Here is an 18520-nt window from a genome sequence, read left to right as displayed (position 1 = left end):
CACTATTCGGAGACGCCAGAATGGCCAGACGCGCCCATACCCCGCTTCGTACCTCAGTCGAGGACGTGGATGCGGCAAAACGCGCGCCCTCGACGCCGCAGACCGAATCCGCGGCGTTCCGGCTCGCCTTCTCCGACGAAGAGTTCATGACCAGTGAGGACACCCGCGGCGTCCGCTTCCAGCTGGAATATCTGAAGACCGAGTTCCGCCTGCGCGAGCACGGCATCCGCTCGACCGTCGTGCTGTTCGGCGGCGCCCGTATCCCCGAGCCGGGCAAACCCGCCTGGGCCGCCCGCAACGAGACGCAGAAAAAGAACCTCGAAGCGGCCTCGCGCTACTACGACGAGGCCCGGCGCTTCGCTCAATACGCCTCGCTCACCTCACGCGCCCTGAACTTCCGCGATTATGTGGTGGTCACCGGCGGTGGTCCCGGCGTCATGGAAGCCGGCAATCGCGGCGCCGCCGATGTCGGCGCGCCCAGCATCGGCCTTAACATCGTCCTGCCGCACGAGCAGGCGCCGAACACCTACATCACGCCCGACCTCTGCTTCAATTTCCACTATTTCGCCACCCGCAAGATTCACTTCCTCTTACGCGCCCGCGCCGTCGCCATTTTCCCCGGCGGCTTCGGCACGCTCGACGAGTTCTTCGAGACGCTGACCCTGATCCAGACCGGCCGCATGGAGCGCGTGCCGCTGCTGCTGTTCGGCAAGGAGTTCTGGAACAAGGTGATCAACTTCGAGGCCCTCGCCGAAGCCGGCACCATCGCCCCCGACGATCCGCATCTGTTCACCGTCGTCGACAGCGCCGAAGACGGCTGGAACGTCATCCGCGAACACTACAACCTGCCGGAAGTGACGCTGGCGAGCTGAACCAGACTGACAGAGACGGCCGCCTTGCGTGGAGGCGCGGTGGCTCCGCATCCCCTCTCTTGGAATTTCTAAGGCTTAGCCAAGAAGCTAAGCCCAAGAAATTCCATTCTCCCCCGCAAGGGGGGAGATGATCAGTGGCCACCATTGGCATTGGCGCATCAGTCGGGACTCTCCCCCTTGGCGGGGGAGAAAGCGAAAACTTGGGCTTAGCGCAGCTAAGTCCTTAGTTTTCGCCAGAGAGGGGGTCGTGGGGAGCCACTGTGTGCGCCACAACCTGCCCTTACGGCAGCTTCCGCAAAAACCCAGCCAGGTCCGCCGTCACATGGTGCACATGGGTGCCGCCGGTGCGTTCGAGCTCCCAGGCTTCCACCTGCTCGTGCGCGAAAGCTTCGCCGGCGATCACCTGCACCGTGGTCATGCCGGTATCGTGCGGCACCACCAGGTTCTTTTCGAGATCGTCGAACATCGCGGCGCGCCGCGCGTCGATGCCGTGCTTGTGGAAGAACGCCTCATAAGCTTCGGGCAGGGGCTTGGGCTTGTAGCTCATGGCGCGGATATCGAAGATGTCCTCGAACAGCGCGTCGGCGTTGCCCAGCCGGTTCAGCACCGCGCGTGCGTGCCCGACATCGCCATTGGTGAGGATGAACTTCCGTCCCGGCAGCGCCTTGATCGCTTCGACCAGGTCGGGATGCGCCTCTACCGGCGAGTAGTCGATGGCGTGCACGGTGTTGAGGAAATGGTCCGGGTCCACCTCGTGCAACTGCATCAGCCCGTTCAGCGTCGTGCCATAGTCGCGGTAATAGGCTTTCTGCAGCGCCCGCGCCTCGTCGAACGGCAGCTGCGTGACGCCGACCATATAGTGCGAGATCAGCATGTCGATCTGCGCGAACAGGTTGCATTCACGCGGGTAGAGCGTGTTGTCGAGGTCGAACACCCAGTCGGTGACGTGGGAGAGCGAGCGGGGCGGAGGAGTAAAATCGTTCATCCGACCAATATGGCAGCTTTCGCCGGAACTTTCACCCCGCGCTCGGTGCAAGGCTGCGCAGCCCGGCGGTCAAGCGCTCGATGATCGCGAAGCGCTCCGGCCACGCGCTGGTAGAAGCGTCGCCGCGCCCCAGCAGCGCTGCATCGAGCTCAACCTGAAACCCGGCCGGCAGTCGCGGCAGCTTGCCCAGCTGCTGGCTCATCTTCTTGTCACCGGGAAGAAACCGGAAAGGCGGAAAGCCCGCCTATAAGTCGATCCAACGATTCCGTTCAATCAATCACTTGATTGACAGAGCGACGAGGTGTATGTGGCTGCGCTGCCAGGCGCGAAACGTCGAAATCACGGCGTCTGGCGCGACATTGTCGGCGAGCCAGGAAGCCATGACCGTCACCAGCCCCGCCCCGAAACGGGAAAACACCGACGATCGTCGCCGCGCCATCGCGTCCGCAGCGCGCGACCTCATTGCCGAGAAGGGCTTTGAGGGCCTGCGCACCCGCGATATCGCGGCGCGGGTCGGCATCAATGTCGCGACGCTGCACTATCATGTCCCCACCAAGGAGGCGCTGATCGGCCTCGTCGCCGGTGCCATGCGCGACGACTTCCGGGCCCAGTCGCTGGTGCGGCCACGCGCCCACCTGTCGCCGTTGGAGCGGCTCGAGCACGAGTTCTTCGACTTCCACGAGATGTTCTACGAGCAGCGCGACACCCTCGCCGTGATGTCCGAGCTGATGGAGCGGGCACGGCGCGACGAAGTCATCCACGCCGCCATGCGGCCGATCCTCTTGAAGTGGCACCAGATGGTTGCCGCGATCTTCGTCGACGGCGTCGCCGACGGAACCTTCCGGGCGGACCTCGATCCCGAGGCCGCCTCCAGCATGTTCATCGGGGCGCTGGTCGGCTTCGGCCGCGGCCCCGATACCTCACCCCAGTATTTCGAACGCCTGTGCGCTGAGCTGCGCCGCGCCGTTCGCTCAACCACACCGACCAGGAACTAGTCCATGTCTTCGCAATTCCCTTCTTCGCAGTTCCATCCGCCGCAGTCCAAGGCCGATGCCGATCCGCGCCGCTGGGTGGCGCTCGCCGTGCTGCTGCTCGCCAGCTTCATGAATCTCATCGACGTCACCATCGTCAACGTCGCGCTCCCCAGCCTGCAGCAGAATCTCGGCGCCGACCCGACGCAGATCGAGTGGGTCATCGCCGCCTATGTGCTGGCCTTCGCGCTGGGCCTGTTGCCGTTCGGCCGGCTCGGCGACATCGTCGGCCGCACCCGCATGTTCCTCATCGGCGTCGCGGCCTTCACGCTCGCCTCGGCCTTCTGCGGCCTGGCGCCCTCGATCGAGTGGCTGATCATCGCCCGCGTGCTGCAGGGCCTCGCCGGCGCCGCCATGACCCCGCAGGTGCTCGCCATCGCCCAGGTCACCTTCCCGCCCGAGGAAAAGGGCCAGGCGTTCTCGCTGTTCGGTCTGAGCGCCGGCCTCGCTGCCGTCGCCGGTCCGATCGTCGGTGGCCTGTTGATCGGCGCCAACTTCTTCGATCTCGACTGGCGGCCAATCTTCCTCGTCAACATCCCGTTCGGCATCTTTGCCGTTATCGCCGGCTGGTACCTGATCCCGCGCACCCCGGGCCACCCGACGCTGAAGAACGATTTCGTCGGCATTGGCCTGTTCGGCATCGCCATGGTCGCCATGGTCTTCCCGCTGGTCGAAGGCCACGCCCTGGGTTGGCCGACCTGGCTTTGGGGCCTGATGGCGGTGGGCCTGCTATTCGCCGGCATGTTCATCATCTGGGAGCGGCACCGGGCCCGCATCGATCAGCCGCAACTGCTCAATTTCAGCCTGATCAGCAACCCGAACTATCTGCTCGGCCTGCTCATCACCACTATCTTCGCCTCGGGCGTGCCGGCCATGTTCATGGTCATCTCGCTGCTGCTGCAGTCGGGCTACAACTTCACCCCGCTCGAGTCCGGCCTCACCAACACGCCGTTCTCGGTCGGCGTGCTCGCCGTCTCGCTGTTCATCGGCCGGCTCGGCCAGAGGTACCTGCGCACTCGGTTGGCGCTCGGCGCGGCGATCCTCGTCGTCGGCATCACCTGGCTCGATTTCATCATCGGCGGGCTCGGTGACAGCGTCGATCACTGGACCTTCCTGCCGCCGCTGCTGCTGGCCGGTCTCGGTCTCGGCCTCGGCTTCTCCGGGCTGTTCCAGTCGGTGCTGGGGGGTGTCCCGGCCCGCGATGCCGGTGCCGGCTCCGGTGCGCTGCAGGCGTTCCAGCAGGTCGGCGGCGCCATCGGCGTGGCGCTGGTCGGGCAGATCTTCTTCACCCAGCTCGCCGCTGGCTTTGCCGCCGGCAACGCCCCGCATGTCGCCTTCGCCGAAGCTGCGGCGCCGGCCATCGTCTACCAGATCATTTCGTTCGGCCTGGTGGTGATCCTCGTGCCGTTCCTCAAGATCAAGCGCCCCGACCAGAGTGCCGGCGCACCGGCGGCGCCACCGGTCGTCGTCGAAGCCTGATGCGAAAGGGCGTCTCTGGGCGCCCTTTTTCTTTGCTGTGTGAATGTCGATTCCGTCGCCATCCGGTCGACCACTCAGAGAAACCCCAGAGGAGAAACCGATGCGCTACGTCTGCCTCGTCCATGTCGACCCCTCGCTGATCGACGCCGCCACCCCTGAAGAGCTCGCCGCCATGGATCGCGACAACCAGGCGGCGAACGCCGAGCTGACCGCCAGCGGTCATCTGATCCTCGACCTGGCGCTGAAGGAGCCCGGCACTGCCCGCATCGTCCGCTCGCGCGGCGGCAAGGTCTCCGCCACCGACGGCCCGTATATCGAAAGCAAGGAGCACCTGGGCGGCTTCTTCGTCATCGAGGCGCGTGACCTCGAGGAGGCCGTGGCGATCGCCCGCCGCGAGCCCATGGCCCGCTTCGGCAGCATCGAGGTGCGGGCCGAAATGGGGATTTCCTGGCAGCAGCCCAAACCGACCTAGCCTCCCTCCCCTCAAGGGGGAGGGGAGCTCGACGAGTCCGTTTGCCATTGGCTAACCATTGCTGACGACATTCCATAAAATGCCACATGTCGGTCTCGGTGCCGGCCAAGTGCGGCTCCATCTCGCGTCTCACCAAACGCACAGGAGTCGTCGTGAACAGCCTCACCATCTTCGGCATCACCGCCGCCACCATCTTCGGGCTCGCCACGGCGCTCGCCGGCAACGTCCAGGCTGCCGAGAACTTCATCTACACCGGCAATGGCGACCTCGCGGCGGCAGCGGCGATCCTCGAGCGCCCTGACATTGCCGGGGCGCAGGTAGTCTACAACTGGCGTGCGCTGGAGCCCAAAAAGGGTGAGTACGACTTCTCGGCCATCGAGCGCGACCTCGAGCAGACCGGCAAGTTAGGCAAGAAACTGTTCATCCAGGTCCAGGATCGGTTCTTTTCGCCCGAGGCCCGCAACATCCCCGATTACGTGCTCGAGGGCGCCGAGTATGGCGGTGGCCTCGTGCCGCAGCTCGACAACCCGGGCGAGGGCAAGGCCGAGGCCTATGGCTGGACCACCATGCAGTGGAACCCCGCCGTCCGCGCCCGCTACCAGGAGCTGCTCAAGGCACTGGCCACCCGCTTCGACGGCCAGGTCTATGGCGTCAACCTGCCCGAGACGGCGATCGACATCGACATGAAGGGCGACCAGACCGGCTTCAGCTGCGACGCCTATTTCGACGCCGAACTGGAAAACCTCACCACCGCGCGCCAGGCGTTCAGCACCTCCAAGGTGGTGCAGTACGTCAACTTCTGGCCCTGCGAGTGGGAGAACGACCACAACTATATGGGCCGACTGTTCGAGCGCGCCGCCGCCAGCGGCATCGGGCTCGGCGGCCCCGATATCGTGCCCTACCGCAAGGGCCAGATGAAGAACTCCTACCCGTTCTTCAACCAGTACAGGGGCAAGCTCGATTTCGTCGGCATGGCCGTGCAGGAGCCGACCCTCACCTACAAGAACGACAAGACCGGCAAGCCCTTCACCAAGGACGAGTTCACCGCCTTCGCCACCGACTATCTCGGCGTCGACGCCATCTTCTGGAGCGTCGAATCCCCGTGGCTCAAGCCGTGAGCGCGGTCATGCACAGCCGCACCGAAAGCCGCCCGCTGCCGCACACCAGCCGCCAGCCGGGCGAGACCCGCCACGCCCGGCGGGTGGGACACGATCTGACGGCGAGGTCCGAGAGACCGAGCGATTGGATGGGGTTGAGCAGTGGGTCGCGGTGATCAGCCCCTGGCGAAGCTCGATCCCACCCCACCACCAGCCGTCATCCCGGCGAACGCCGGGACCCATTGCTCGAAGGGTTAGATGGGCAACGACCGTGCCGGTCCATCACCGCTAGGTCGGCCGATTCAGCGACGGATCAACGCTCGGCGCACTGGGTCCCGGCGTTCGCCGGGATGACGGCCGGTGAGTGTGAGGGCTATCAGCGAGGGGTAAGGCCCCCAAGCTTACCTTACGATCAGCGTACCCGCGCCATGCGCGGTGAACAGCTCGACCAGCACCACGTGCGGGGTCTTGCCGTTGAGGATCACCACACCCTCGACGCCGTTATCGAGCGCTTCGAGGCAGGTTTCGACCTTGGGGATCATGCCGCCATTGATCGTGCCGTCGGCGATCAGCGCCCGCGCGTCGCGGGCCGAAAGCTCGGGGATCAGTTTCTTGTTCGCGTCGAGCACGCCGTCGACATCGGTCAGGAACAGCAGGCGCTTGGCGCCGAGCGAGCCGGCAATGGCGCCGGCGAAGGTATCGGCATTGATGTTATAGGTCTGGCCGTCGCGGCCGGGCGCCACCGGGGCGATCACCGGGATCATCTCCGAGCGGGCGAGGAGGTCGAGCAGCGTGCGGTCGACTTCCACCGGCTCGCCGACAAAGCCCAGATCAAGCTCGCGCTCGATGTTCGAGCCGGGGTCCTTGACGGTCTTGGTGGCCTTTTTGGCGAAGACCATGTTGCCGTCCTTGCCGCACAAGCCGATGGCCCATTCGCCCTCGGCATTGATCAGCGCCACGATCTCTTTGTTGATCGAGCCGGCCAGCACCATCTCGACGACTTCCATCGTCCGCTTGTCGGTGACGCGCAGCCCGCCCTCGAACTTCGACTCTATGCCGAGATTCTTCAGCATCGAGGCGATCTGCGGCCCGCCGCCATGCACGACGATCGGATTGACCTTGGATTGCTTCAAGAGCGCGATGTCGCGCGCGAAGGCCTGGCCCAGCTCCACATCGCCCATCGCGTGGCCGCCGTACTTCACCACGACGGTCTTGCCCTCATAGCGCTGCATATAGGGCAGCGCCTGCGACAGGACGGCGGCGTCGCGGGAAAAGCTCTCGATGTCAGGCATGGCGCGCTGTGTATCCATTGTGTCCCGTCCTATAGCGCATTCCATTGGAGTCGAAAGCGCTTTTGAGCCCCGTGCCGGAGCGGATCAGGAAAAGTTGTGAGACTTTCCACCTCGATCCCGCGACCAGACATGGGCATCAACAGAACAAACACGAAGATTTCGTGACCGGGCGCTGTGGGGATAGGCATACTCACAGCCTTTGGCTAAGTTCGCGCCCATGAGCAGCACCGCGAGCCTCGATATCGCCGACCTCATTGCCCGTTGTGCCCTGCGGGACCGCGCGGCATTTCGTGATCTCTACAGCCGCACCAGTGCGAAACTTTTCGGCGTCGTGCTGCGTATCCTCAAAGACAGATCGGAAGCCGAAGAGGCGCTCCAGGAAGTGTACGTCAAGATCTGGCAGCGCGCCGACCGCTACGTGGCGGGTGGCTACAGCCCGATCAGTTGGCTGGTGGCGGTCGCCCGCAACCACTCGCTGGACGTCCTCCGGGCGCGCAAGCCGGTAAGCGATGATATCGACCTCGTGCTTGACCTCGCCGATGGCGGGCCTGACCCAGAGCAGGCCACCATCGACAGTTCGGAGCGCACGCGCATCGACGGCTGCCTCGATGAACTCGAGAGCGACAAGGCCGATTGTGTGCGCGGGGCCTATCTCGACGGCTTCAGCTACGAGGAACTGGCGACGCGCCACAGCGTACCGCTGAACACGATGCGAACCTGGCTGCGACGCAGCCTGTTGAAACTGAGAGAGTGCCTGTCGGCATGAGCACGGAAGGTCACAGCGGCGGTAGGGAGGACGACCAGGTGCTGGTCGCCGAGTACGCGCTCGGCCTCTTGCAAGGCGGCGAGCGAGCCGCCCTCGCACGCCGCATCGTCGCCGAGCCGGGGCTCGCCTCGGACCTGCGCCTGTGGCGTTCCCGCCTCGCGACCCTCGACGACGAGTTCGCTGAAGTCGCGGCGCCGTCAGGCGTCCTGGCCCGCATCGAGAGCCGCCTGTTCGGCGCCACTGCGGCTGTTTCCGGGGGCTGGTGGAACTCGTTGGCTTTGTGGCGCGGTCTCACCGCCGCTGCTGCGGCGGTGGCCGTGGTTGCCATCGGCGTCAACCTGCTGCAGCCGCGCGTCGATCCCAATGTTCTGGCCACCCAGCTAGTCGCCGCGATCCAGGCGCAAGAGGGCAGTGGCGTCGAGTTCGTCGCGCTCTACGATCAGGCTTCCGGTCAAGTGCGCATCACTTCGCTCAAGGGCACCGCCGTGCCTGACAAGGATTTCGAGCTCTGGTACATCAAGGGCGCTGAGCCTGCGGTATCGATGGGCGTGATCCCGGTCGACCAGCGCCTGGAGATCCCGCTCGATGCCGCCGCCAAGGCCGGTATCGAACCCGGCACCGTCCTCGCCGTGACTCTGGAGCAGAAGGGTGGCTCGCCCACCGGCGTGGCGCAGGGCCCAATCGTCGCGGTCGGTACCGTCACGCCGATCTGACCCGTCCACCGCCATCACAAACGAAACGGCCCGCTTCCACCGAGGCGGGCCGTTTCGCTTTCACCGTCGGTGGCGCGCATACGAGCCGAGGCCGCAGATAGTTTCGTTCGGTATCACGAATAAAGCGCCGCGGACGAAAATGTGATCCGAAACTACCCTGAAACAGCGCCCGTATCTCCCGCTGTCCCGTCACAAGAACAATGCGGACACTGCCAAAAGGAAGGAACCAAACAATGAAGTTCTCCACTCTTCGCGTACTTGCCGTCTCGGCCATGCTGTCGGTCTCTGCTCTCTCCGGCGCGGCCCTTGCTGAGAACCCGATGGTCGGCGGCGCGCCGATGTCCGAGACCAAGGATATCATCGACAATGCCGTGAACTCGGCCGACCACACCACCCTGGTCGCCGCCGTGAAGGCCGCCGGCCTCGTCGAGACGCTGAAGGGCGCTGGCCCGTTCACCGTTCTCGCCCCGGTCAATGCCGCGTTCGATGCACTCCCGGCCGGCACGGTCGACAACCTGCTGAAGCCCGAGAACAAGGATCAGCTGGTGAAGATTCTCACCTGCCACGTTATCGCCGCCAAGGCCATGGCGGCCGACATCACCAAGATGGCGATGGATGACGGCGGTACCCACGAAGTGACCACCGTCGGCGGCTGCAAGCTGTGGCTGAAGGCCGATGGCGGCAAGGTGACCATCACCGACGAAGCCGGTGGCGTCGCCAATGTCACTATCGCCGACGTGGTGCAGTCGAACGGCGTGATCCATGTCATCGACAAGGTGCTGCTGCCCAAGATGTAACCGGCGCGGTCCGACCTGCGAATAGATGGTGTGAACCGCTTCGTGTCCCGTGGGGCGATCCTCACGGGACACGAGCATTTGAATGCCCATCACCGGCGGGGCGGATAGACTGCCGGCAACTGCTGAAAGGCCTCATCCCATGCAAGTCGATCGTCGGACATTCCTCCTTGGCGGCACCGCCATTGCTGCCCTCGGCGCGGCCGCCCTGATGTTCCGGCCGATGGGCTCGAGCCGCGCTGCCGAAGGCACCTTCGAGGTCAATCTCACCGAAGACGAGTGGAAGGCGAAGCTCGACCCCAAGGTGTTCGAAGTGCTGCGCCACGAAGCTACCGAAGCCCCGGGCTCCTCGCCGCTGCTCTACGAGCACCGCGCCGGCATCTTCGACTGCGCCGGCTGCGAGCTGCCGCTGTTCGATTCCAAGACCAAGTACGAGAGCGGCACCGGCTGGCCCAGCTTCTACCAGCCGCTCGACAACGCCGTCGGCGAAGCCACCGACACCACGCTCGGCATGAGCCGCACCGAAGTGCATTGCCGCCGCTGCGGGGGACATCTCGGCCACGTCTTCAACGACGGGCCGCAACCCACGGGCCTGCGCTACTGCATGAACGGCCTCGCTCTGACTTTCACCCCGGCCTGACCGGGTTTCCCTGAGATTAGTGCCTACCCTCCGACTGGCCCTTCATCCTCGCGTCAAAGTTTGACGCTTCGGGATGGAGGGTCTTCTTCTGTGCAACGCAGCCGCGCCGGCCGGCATCTTGCCAAGCCCGCCGAACCGCCCCATTTCTTGCCGCGCCATGAAGCTCACCATCATCCAGACCGGCGACGTCCCCGTTCCCCTCCGCCCGCAGTTCGGCGCCTATCCGCCGATGTTCAGGCGCATGTTCGACGAGGCGGGGCAGCCGTTCGACTATGAGACGGTCGCGGTCTACGACGGCGCGGAATTCCCCGATGCCACCAGGCTCGACGGCATCCTGATCACCGGCTCCGCCGCCGGCGTCTACGACGACTATGCCTGGCTCGACCCGCTGCGCGTCTTCATCCGCTCGGCCTATGCCGCCAATACCCCGATGCTCGGTATCTGCTTCGGCCACCAGATCATGGCCGACGCGCTGGGCGGTGATGTGCGCAAATCCGAGAAGGGCTGGGGCCTCGGCCGCCACACCTATGAAGTTAAGGCTCGTCCCGGCTTCCTCGCCACCGACCTGTCGGCGCTGTCGATCGCCTGCTCGCACCAGGATCAGGTGATCGTCCCACCCAAAGAAGCAGAGGTGTTTCTCGGCTCCGAGTTCACGCCCAATGCCGGCCTGGTCTACCGGAGCGGCAAGGCCCTGAGCCTCCAGCCGCACCCGGAATTCCTCGACGACTACACCCTCGCTCTCGCCGAACTCCGCCGCGGCAAGGCCCCGGACGCCGTGGTGGACACCGCCGTCGCCTCGGTCACAACGCCGTCGCACAGTAAGGATGTAGCCGGCTGGCTGGGAAGCTTCCTGAGCCGCTGAGCCCTCAGTGCTCCATCAGTTGCCGGATCTCCGCCCGCAACTGCTCGAGGCCGACCTTCTCTTCGCTCGAGGTCAGGATGATCTCGGGATGCGCCGCCGGGCGTTTGGCGATCGCGGCACGGGTCTTGGCCAGCGCTGCTTCCAACTCCGTCTTGTTCGGCTTGTCGGCCTTGGTGACGACGATCTGGTAGCTCACCGCCGCCTTGTCGAGCTCGTTCATCACCGTCGCATCATTAGCGTTCGGGCCATGCCGGCCATCGATCAGCACGTAGACGCGCCTGAGGTTCGGCCGGCCGGTGAGGTACTGGTGGATCAGCCGGGTCCACTGCTTCACCTTGTCCTCGGGCGCCCTGGCATAGCCGTAGCCGGGCATGTCGACGATGCGCAGGTCGTCCGACTGGCTCTCGAAGATGTTGAGCTCCTGCGTCCGCCCCGGCGTGTTCGAGGTGCGGGCCAGCCCGGTAGTGCCGGTCAGCGCATTGATCAGCGACGACTTTCCGACATTGGAGCGCCCGGCAAAGGCGATCTCCATCCGGTCGGCCGGCGGCAGGTCGGCGATGCGCACGCAGCCCTTGATGAAGACGAACGGCCGCGCGAACAGCAGCCGTCCCGCCTCGATCTGGTCTGCGCTGAACTTGGATTGTGTCTCGCTCATTGGCGTTCAATAGGGGAGGGCGGCGGAGAAGGGAAGGGGAGCGGCTTCCGAGCGTGTGGCCACCCCCACCCTTAATCCCTCCCCACAAGGGGGTGGGGGAGGGATCGAGTGCGCGGGACTATCAGTCGTCTCTCCCTCCCCTTGATGGGGAGGGATCAAGGGTGGGGTGGGGCCGCGTGCACTGGCGTAGCCTGCTACACCGGATACCCGAAAGCCCGCTTCTCCAGCCCCTGCGCCACCATCGCCCTGGAAAACGCCGGCCAGTTGTCCACCTTGTCGGCGGCAGCCTTGACCCGGTCCTGCTTCACAAGCCCGGTGGTGCTGAGCACTGCCGGCGCCCTGAGCGTCACCCCCACCTGCGCCGCGGCGGCCGAGAAGCGCCGCAGCGCGCCCTCGGGCGGCTGGTCGATATCGGTTTCGTAGCGCAGGATCGGTGAGGGCAGGAAGCGCCGGTTGAGCCAGTTGCGCCAGCGGTCGTACCAGCGCTCCTGCGCGTCCATCCAGGCGGCGAAATCGGCGATGTCGAGGTTGAGGCGGACCGCCGACGTATCGACCTCCTGCCACTTGTGCACGCTGATCGCCTTGCACCAGCTGACATAGGCATCGATCTGCCGGCGCACCACGAAGATCACCCGCACACCCGGCCGCGACAGCACCAACTGCTCGACGGTCTCGGGCTCGAGCGTATCGTGCCAGAGCTTGAAGGCGAGGACGCGCTTGTGTTCGGCGCGGGCCGCGTCCGTCGCCTGGTCCAGCACATGGTCCGGCTCGATCCGCTCGGCGAGGCTGTTGAACAGTTCGGGGAAGCTCTTGAGCTCGGCGAAATTGCCGCCGAGCTGCATCAGGTGGTTGGCCCCGGTGCGGGGCCCGGTGATCAGGCAGAGGCTGTCCAGCACCTGATCACCTGTTGCGTCAGCTGGCCTTGCCGCCGGCCGGTTTTTCTTCGACCTTGGGCTTGCGCTTGAAGCTCGCCGTGATGTTGCCGAGCAGGTCCACTTCGGCGCCGTGGCGCTTCATGATGAACCACTGCTGCGTCACCGAGAGCAGGTTGTTCCACGCCCAGTAGATCACGAGGCCGGCGGGGAACGTGCCCAGCATGAAGGTGAAGATGATCGGCATCCAGTTAAAGATCATCGCCTGTGTCGGATCCGGCGGCGGCGGGTTGAGCTTCATCTGCACCCACATGGTGATGCCCATGATCACCGGCCAGACGCCCAGGTGCAGCAGTCCGCCCACCACCGGCAGGGCAACCGGGTTCCACGGGATCAGCCCGAACAGGGTGAAGATGTTAGTCGGATCAGGCGCCGCGAGGTCGACGATCCAGCCGAAGAACGGCGCGTGCCGCATCTCCAGCGAGATGAAGATGACGGTATAGAGCGAGAAGAACACCGGGATCTGGATCAGGATCGGCCAGCAGCCCGAGAGCGGATTGATCTTCTCTTTCTTGTACAGCTCCATCATCGCCTGCTGCTGTGCCGGGCGATCGTCCTTGAAGCGCTCCTGGATCGACTTCATTTCCGGCTGCACGCGCCGCATCGCCGCCATCGAGGCGTACGAGCGGTTGGCCAGCGGGAAGAACAGGCCCTTGACGATGACCGTCACCGCGAGGATGGCGAGACCGAAATTGCCCAGGATCCCGTAGAGGAACTGCAACAGGAAGAACATCGGCTTGGTCAGGAAGTGCAGCCAGCCCCAGTCGATCAGCAGCTCGAGCCGGTCGAAGCCGTAGGTCTTTTCGTAGCTGGCGATCACCCCTTCGCGCTTGGCGCCGGCGAACAGGTAGGTCTTGTTCTCAGCGGTGCCGCCGGCCGGCACCAGCACCGGTGTGGTTTCGACGAAGCTGGTCTGGAAGATGTTCTGGGCGCCCGAGGGGGTCGCCGAGAAGCGGGCGTTGAGTGGCGCGCCCGGCACCGAGAGCACGGCCGTCGCCCAGTACTTGTCGGTGATGCCGACCCAGCCGCCGGTAGTGCTGGAGACGTCGATCTGCTTGTCGTTGACGACGTCGTCGTACTTTTTGGAGACCAGGTTGTTCGAGCCGAGCACGCCGAGCGGGCCCTCATGCTGCACGAAGAAGTTCTGCACGTGCGGCTTGCCCTGGCGCACGATGCGCGAGAACGGGTAGAGCGCCACGTCGCCGGAGCCGGTGTTCTCCACCGACTGCGCCACGGTGAACAGGTAGTTGTCGTCGACGCTGATGGTGCGGCGGAAGATCAACCCGGCGCCATTGTCCCATTTCAGCGTCACCGGCGTTGCGACGGTCAGCGTCTGCGCGTCGCCCTCGACCGACCACACGGTGGTCTCGCTCGGGGTTGCCGCAGTGCCACCGGCCGCCGGCACCCAGCCGGTTTCGGCGTAATAGCCGCCGGGAGCGCCCGAGGGGATCAGCAGGGTAATGATCGGCGAATTGGGGTCGACCGTCTCGGTATACTGCTTGAGCTGCAGGTCATCGAGGCGGGCGCCGGTGAGGTTGATCGAGCCCGACAGCGACGGCGTATCGATCTTCAACCGCTGCGGCGATGCCGCGAGCGCGGCCACGCGGTCGGCGAACGTCCCCGTGGCGCCGGTTGCTGCAGCCGCCGCGGGCGTGCTGCCGTCGGCGGCGGGCGTCGCGAGGCTGGCATCGGTCGCCGGCGCCTGCGCGGCCTGCTCGAGCGCCGCGCGCTTCTGCGCCTGCTCCAGTTGCGGGCCGGCAATGAAGAACTGCCATCCGAACAGCACCACGACGCTGAGCACGATCGCAATGATCATGTTGCGGTTGTTATCGGACTGCATCAGCTCTTCTTCTTCAGGTGGACTTTGGAAATGGCGGCGGCCAGGTCGTTGACCAACTGGCCGTACGGAATGCTCAGCGCCTCGCGGCGGCCGACCAGCACGTAATCATGTTGGGGTTCGAACCCGCTCGCGCAAGCCTTCGCGGCAGCCCGAAGGCGCCGGCGGATGCGGTTGCGCTGGGGCGAGTTGCCCATCTGCTTGGTAACCGTGAAGCCGATGCCCGGCTCGGCCAGGCCGATGCCCGGCTCGTCGAGCTCACGCGCGTTCGCCTGCAGCGAAAACGCAGCGCGCCCGACGCGCTGGCCTCGGGCGGCTTTCAGAAATTCGGACCGGTTCTTGAGGCGCCGCAAAGCGCCATCCCGTGGCATGGCCGTGTTCACGGCCAAAACCTTAGGCCGAGAGCTTGGCGCGGCCGACAGCGCGGCGGCGGTTCAGAATCTTGCGGCCGTTCTTGGTCGCCATACGGGCGCGGAAACCGTGCCGGCGAGTGCGGACGAGCGTGCTCGGCTGGAAAGTGCGTTTCGACATACGATCTGACCACGCCGGCGCGCGGTTCCTCTTATACTTGAGAGCAGCAAGGTGCTTGCCGGCCGGGCCCTGATCTGGGCGCCTACGGCAGATTGGGGCGGCTTATAGGGAATTGGTTCGGTGAAGTCAACGCGAGGACCGTGCGGCAGAACGGCATTGTCTGCCCCTGAAATCCGCCGATTTCCACACTGCCTTGATCCCGCCCACTATTGTTGGGCCGCCACCCGGTGATAATGAGGCGCGGGGGCTTAGTCGAGAGAGCGAGATTGGCCGATATCCTTACGCCCGACCTCTGTGTCATCGGGGCCGGATCCGGCGGCCTGGCCGTCGCCGAGGCCGCCCGCGCCTATGGCGCCTCGGTCGTGCTGGTCGAGAAGGCGCGGCTGGGTGGCAACGCGCTGCATGCCGGCGCGATTCCGGCCAAGGCGCTGGTCGCCGCCGCCGCTCACGCCCAGGCGCTGCGGGATGGCGCCGCCTTCGGCATTGCCGCGGACGAGCCCAAGATCAATTTTCGCAAGGTGCACGACCATGTCGAGCAGGTGATCGCCGCGCTTGCGCCGCATGATGCCGCGGGCCGGCTCGAAGCGCTCGGCGTCGAGATCATCCGCGGCGCCGCCCGCTTCATCAACCGCAAGGCCCTGTCGGTCGGGGATAGTGAAATCCGCGCCCGCCGCTTCGTTATTGCGACCGGCGCGCGGCTGCCGATCCCCTCCATCCCGGGGCTCGACGCGGTGCCGTATTTCACCAGCGAGACCATTCTCGACAATACGAGGAAACTCACCCACCTCGTGGTCATCGGTGGCGGCGGCGTGGCGTTCGAACTGGCCCAGGCCTATGCCCGGCTCGGCACCGAGGTCACTGTGGTCGAGAACGGTCCGATGCTTGCGGGCTTCGACCCCGAACTGGCGGCCGTCGCATTGAAGCGGGTCGAAGAGGAGGGCGTCCGCCTCCGGGCGCACACCACCGTCACCGCCATCCAGGCCCGCTCGATGGGCATCGGCGTCGCCGTGCAGAACGGCGGGGACGACCAGTTGCTAGACGTCTCGCACATCCTCGTTGCCGCTGAACGCATGCCCAACCTTGCCGGCCTCGACCTCGACAAGGCCGGCATCCGGATGAACAAGGCCGATCCGCGGCTGCTGCAGCTGTCTCCTGGCCTCAAGACCACCAATCCGCGCGTCTACGCGGTCGGTGACGCCGCCGGCGGCCAGTCGGTGCAGGCGGCGGTGCGCCAGGCCGAGGTCGTGGTGCGCAGCGTCCTCCTCGGTGCTATGGCCAAACCGGACGCGCTGCGCGTCCCGCGCGTCGTCTCCACCGATCCCGAGCTCGCCGAGATCGGCCTCAACGAGGCGCTGGCCCGAACGAGGCACGGCGCCGGCTTCCGCGTCACCCGCTGGTCCTATGCCGACAATGATCGGGCCCGCACCTCGCGTGCGACCTATGGCCTCGCCAAGCTCATCACCGACCGCTCCGGCAGGATCCTCGGCGCTGGCGTCGTCGGTCCCGGCGCCGGCGAGCTGGTTGCGCTGTTTTCCCTCGCCATGACCGGCGGGCTCAGGGCCGACAAGCTCGCCGAGCTGGTTGCGCCTTACCCCTCTTACGCCGAGATCGCGGTGCGGCTCGGCGAGGAGTTCCGCCGTGGCGGGACGGCCAAGCCGCTCATCCGGCAGTGGATCAGCCTCAATAAGCTGCTCGGCTAGGCCCGTTTGTCACCTGTTGACGCTGGAAAGCCAAAGCTTTCCCCGCTAATCATCGCCCAATGGCTAAACAAAACCGCGCGATGCCTGGCCCGTTTTCCGGGCTGTCCGTCAAGATCATCGCCACCATCATCGTGGTGATCCTCGCGGTTGAGATCGTGATCTATCTGCCATCGGCCGCCAACTTCCGCCAGAGCTGGCTCAACGACCGGTTGCGCGTTGGCGTCGTCGCTGCCCGCGTGCTCGATGCCGTGCCCGACGCCATGAACCTGCCGCGCATGCTGACCGACCGGCTGCTCACCTCGGCCGGCGCCCTCGCCATCGTCTATCGCCGCGAGGGCCAGAGCCAGCTGATCGAACTCGAGAACGTCACCATGCCGCGCGAGGCGGTGACGGTGGATCTGCGCCAGCGCGATCCGGCCTCACTGATTCTCGGCGCGCTGGAGACCCTGGTGCTCGGCTCCAACCGCACGCTGCGCATCGTCGGCGAAGAAGACGGCATGCCCGACCGGGTCATCGAGGTGCTGATGCCCGAGGCGCCGTTGCGCAGCGAGCTGCTGCTCTATTCGCGCAACCTGTTCTTCCTGTCGCTGATCCTCGCCATCATCACTTCGGCGGTTCTCTATGTATTTGTCTCGCGCATCCTGATTGCGCCGATCCGCCGCCTCACCGGCAATATGGTGGAGTTCTCCGAGGCGCCCGAGAACGCCGCGCTGATCGTCACCCCATCCGACCGGCGCGACGAAATCGGCATCATGGAGCGCGAACTGGCGGCGATGGAATCGGATATCTATTCGATGCTGCGCCAGCGCCGGCATCTCGCCGATCTCGGCCTCGCCGTCGCCAAGATCAATCACGACCTGCGCAACACCCTGACCTCGGCGCAACTGCTTTCCGACCAGGTGGCCAATCTCGACGATCCCAAGGTGCAGCGCCTCGCGCCGCGCCTGGTGCTGTCGATCGACAAGGCCATCGGCTTCGCCCAGTCGGTGCTCGACTATGGCCGCCAGAGCGCCACCCCGCCGCGGCCGGTGCCGGTTGACCTGCATTTGCTGCTCGATGAAGCGGCCTTCGATGCCGGCCTCGTCGGCCACCCTGCGATCCGCTGGACCAACCACGTGCCTGACGCGGTGTCGATCTCCGCCGATCCCGACCAGTTTGCCCGCATCTTCGACAACCTGTTCAAGAATGCCCGCGAGGCGCTCGAGGCCGCCGGCGGCAAGATCGACGGCCCTCAGGTCGAGGTCAGCATCGCCGAGACGCCCGACTGGCTGACCCTCACGGTCACCGACAATGGTCCCGGCCTGCCGCCACGGGCCCGCGAGAACCTGTTCGTCGCCTTTGAGGGCTCAGCCAAGGCCGGCGGCACCGGTCTTGGGCTCGCCATCGCCCGCGAGTTGACCGAGGCGCATGGTGGCAAGCTCAGCTTCGTCGACCAGCCGCTGGGCACGCGTTTCGACGTCACACTGCCCCGTTCCATCCGCATCGCCTGAACTGTCACGTCAGCGTCAAAATTCCTCGCGCGTCGATGCTTGCAATGCTGCGGCGGCCCATGTATGGGTCTCGCCGTTCGCCGGAAACACCACCGGCCGTGCGCGCCCTTAGCTCAGCTGGATAGAGCACCAGACTACGAATCTGGGGGTCAGGAGTTCGAATCTCTTAGGGCGCGCCAATCCTTCCCCGAGCTGTCAGCCGAAAATCGGGTTGGCTCGATTCCAAAACAAACTCGGGTCGATCTGGTACCGACATCGCGGTCGGTCCCCCCGGATTTGCGTTGCCACGAGACCACTGCCGACCGGGGACCGAGGTGAGGCACCTCGCCATGCCGCGCGACCTCGCGGCCCACGACCAGTGACATCGTGGGA

At 65.5% G+C, this 18520-nt stretch carries 20 protein-coding genes and 1 tRNA gene; 13 read left to right on the top strand and 8 right to left on the bottom strand.

The window, feature by feature from the left end:
- Positions 1-20 precede the first annotated feature (20 nt).
- Positions 21-872 carry an LOG family protein gene (locus ASC89_RS25120; RefSeq protein ID WP_056003139.1) on the top strand — a complete coding sequence of 284 codons (852 nt, stop codon included), beginning with the start codon at positions 21-23 and terminating at the stop codon, positions 870-872.
- A 280-nt stretch (positions 873-1152) separates the two neighbouring features.
- On the opposite strand, the gene ASC89_RS25115 is transcribed toward ASC89_RS25120, so the two are convergent.
- Together ASC89_RS25115 and ASC89_RS28635 are read right to left on the bottom strand one after the other, a co-directional pair.
- On the bottom strand, positions 1153-1857 hold the full coding sequence (locus ASC89_RS25115; protein ID WP_056003136.1) for a pyrimidine 5'-nucleotidase: 705 nt from the start codon (positions 1855-1857) through the stop codon (positions 1153-1155).
- Positions 1858-1888: 31 nt separating this feature from the next.
- Positions 1889-2059 (bottom strand): hypothetical protein, encoded by a 171-nt coding sequence (locus ASC89_RS28635; RefSeq protein WP_156384763.1) that lies wholly within the window; start codon positions 2057-2059, stop codon positions 1889-1891.
- Positions 2060-2237: 178 nt separating this feature from the next.
- Here ASC89_RS28635 and ASC89_RS25110 point away from each other — a divergent pair, with 178 nt between their 5' ends.
- From ASC89_RS25110 to ASC89_RS25095, 4 genes are all read left to right on the top strand, one after another.
- Positions 2238-2852 (top strand): TetR/AcrR family transcriptional regulator, encoded by a 615-nt coding sequence (locus tag ASC89_RS25110; RefSeq protein WP_162247994.1) that lies wholly within the window; start codon positions 2238-2240, stop codon positions 2850-2852.
- A gap of 3 nt (positions 2853-2855) precedes the next feature.
- On the top strand, positions 2856-4367 hold the full coding sequence (locus ASC89_RS25105; protein ID WP_082533584.1) for an MFS transporter: 1512 nt from the start codon (positions 2856-2858) through the stop codon (positions 4365-4367).
- Positions 4368-4467: 100 nt separating this feature from the next.
- Positions 4468-4839, top strand: coding sequence for a YciI family protein (locus ASC89_RS25100; RefSeq protein WP_055886052.1), 372 nt, complete (start codon positions 4468-4470; stop codon positions 4837-4839).
- 152 nt (positions 4840-4991) lie between these two features.
- On the top strand, positions 4992-5957 hold the full coding sequence (locus ASC89_RS25095; RefSeq protein WP_244488542.1) for a hypothetical protein: 966 nt from the start codon (positions 4992-4994) through the stop codon (positions 5955-5957).
- A gap of 380 nt (positions 5958-6337) precedes the next feature.
- Here the strand turns inward: ASC89_RS25095 and argB are convergent, their stop codons facing one another.
- Positions 6338-7246, bottom strand: coding sequence for an acetylglutamate kinase (gene argB, locus ASC89_RS25090; protein ID WP_244488541.1), 909 nt, complete (start codon positions 7244-7246; stop codon positions 6338-6340).
- A gap of 199 nt (positions 7247-7445) precedes the next feature.
- Between argB and ASC89_RS25085 the strand changes: the two genes are divergently transcribed.
- The 5 genes from ASC89_RS25085 to ASC89_RS25065 all read left to right on the top strand — a co-directional run bounded on the left by ASC89_RS25085 (position 7446) and on the right by ASC89_RS25065 (position 11003).
- Positions 7446-7994, top strand: coding sequence for a sigma-70 family RNA polymerase sigma factor (locus tag ASC89_RS25085; RefSeq protein WP_056003132.1), 549 nt, complete (start codon positions 7446-7448; stop codon positions 7992-7994).
- Positions 7991-8707: an anti-sigma factor domain-containing protein gene (locus ASC89_RS25080; RefSeq protein ID WP_055886041.1), complete on the top strand. Its 717-nt coding sequence runs from the start codon at positions 7991-7993 to the stop codon at positions 8705-8707. Before ASC89_RS25085 ends, ASC89_RS25080 begins: the two co-directional genes overlap by 4 nt.
- Positions 8708-8940: 233 nt before the next feature.
- Positions 8941-9504 (top strand): fasciclin domain-containing protein, encoded by a 564-nt coding sequence (locus ASC89_RS25075; RefSeq protein ID WP_055886037.1) that lies wholly within the window; start codon positions 8941-8943, stop codon positions 9502-9504.
- A 139-nt stretch (positions 9505-9643) separates the two neighbouring features.
- Positions 9644-10141 carry a peptide-methionine (R)-S-oxide reductase MsrB gene (msrB, locus tag ASC89_RS25070; RefSeq protein WP_055886033.1) on the top strand — a complete coding sequence of 166 codons (498 nt, stop codon included), beginning with the start codon at positions 9644-9646 and terminating at the stop codon, positions 10139-10141.
- A 157-nt stretch (positions 10142-10298) separates the two neighbouring features.
- Positions 10299-11003, top strand: a complete 705-nt coding sequence (locus ASC89_RS25065) for a type 1 glutamine amidotransferase (RefSeq protein ID WP_056003129.1) — start codon at positions 10299-10301, stop codon at positions 11001-11003.
- 4 nt (positions 11004-11007) lie between these two features.
- On the opposite strand, the gene yihA is transcribed toward ASC89_RS25065, so the two are convergent.
- The 5 genes from yihA to rpmH all read right to left on the bottom strand — a co-directional run bounded on the left by yihA (position 11008) and on the right by rpmH (position 14958).
- A complete protein-coding gene (yihA, locus tag ASC89_RS25060) occupies positions 11008-11658 on the bottom strand; it encodes a ribosome biogenesis GTP-binding protein YihA/YsxC (RefSeq protein WP_055886024.1) in 651 nt (216 codons plus the stop codon).
- 194 nt (positions 11659-11852) lie between these two features.
- Positions 11853-12554 (bottom strand): hypothetical protein, encoded by a 702-nt coding sequence (locus ASC89_RS25055; RefSeq protein ID WP_056003126.1) that lies wholly within the window; start codon positions 12552-12554, stop codon positions 11853-11855.
- Positions 12555-12570: 16 nt separating this feature from the next.
- Complete coding sequence (gene yidC / locus ASC89_RS25050; protein WP_056003123.1) at positions 12571-14430, bottom strand: membrane protein insertase YidC; 1860 nt, start codon at positions 14428-14430, stop codon at positions 12571-12573.
- Positions 14430-14780: a ribonuclease P protein component gene (rnpA, locus tag ASC89_RS25045; RefSeq protein WP_162247993.1), complete on the bottom strand. Its 351-nt coding sequence runs from the start codon at positions 14778-14780 to the stop codon at positions 14430-14432. Before rnpA ends, yidC begins: the two co-directional genes overlap by 1 nt.
- A gap of 40 nt (positions 14781-14820) precedes the next feature.
- Positions 14821-14958 (bottom strand): 50S ribosomal protein L34, encoded by a 138-nt coding sequence (rpmH, locus tag ASC89_RS25040; protein WP_055886015.1) that lies wholly within the window; start codon positions 14956-14958, stop codon positions 14821-14823.
- A 266-nt stretch (positions 14959-15224) separates the two neighbouring features.
- Here rpmH and ASC89_RS25035 point away from each other — a divergent pair, with 266 nt between their 5' ends.
- The 3 genes from ASC89_RS25035 to ASC89_RS25025 all read left to right on the top strand — a co-directional run bounded on the left by ASC89_RS25035 (position 15225) and on the right by ASC89_RS25025 (position 18327).
- On the top strand, positions 15225-16658 hold the full coding sequence (locus ASC89_RS25035) for an NAD(P)/FAD-dependent oxidoreductase (protein ID WP_056003120.1): 1434 nt from the start codon (positions 15225-15227) through the stop codon (positions 16656-16658).
- 80 nt (positions 16659-16738) lie between these two features.
- The gene (locus tag ASC89_RS25030) at positions 16739-18148 is read left to right on the top strand and encodes a PAS domain-containing sensor histidine kinase (RefSeq protein ID WP_162247992.1); all 1410 of its coding nucleotides are present in this window, start codon (positions 16739-16741) and stop codon (positions 18146-18148) included.
- Positions 18149-18250: 102 nt separating this feature from the next.
- Positions 18251-18327 (top strand) — tRNA-Arg (locus ASC89_RS25025).
- The last annotated feature ends 193 nt before the right edge of the window (positions 18328-18520 follow it).

Origin of the sequence: Devosia sp. Root413D1, assembly GCF_001425235.1 — a bacterium.
Classification (GTDB): Bacteria; Pseudomonadota; Alphaproteobacteria; order Rhizobiales; family Devosiaceae; genus Devosia_A.
Note: the sequence above shows the minus strand (reverse complement) of the source record. Positions and strands in the feature narration are given on the sequence as shown.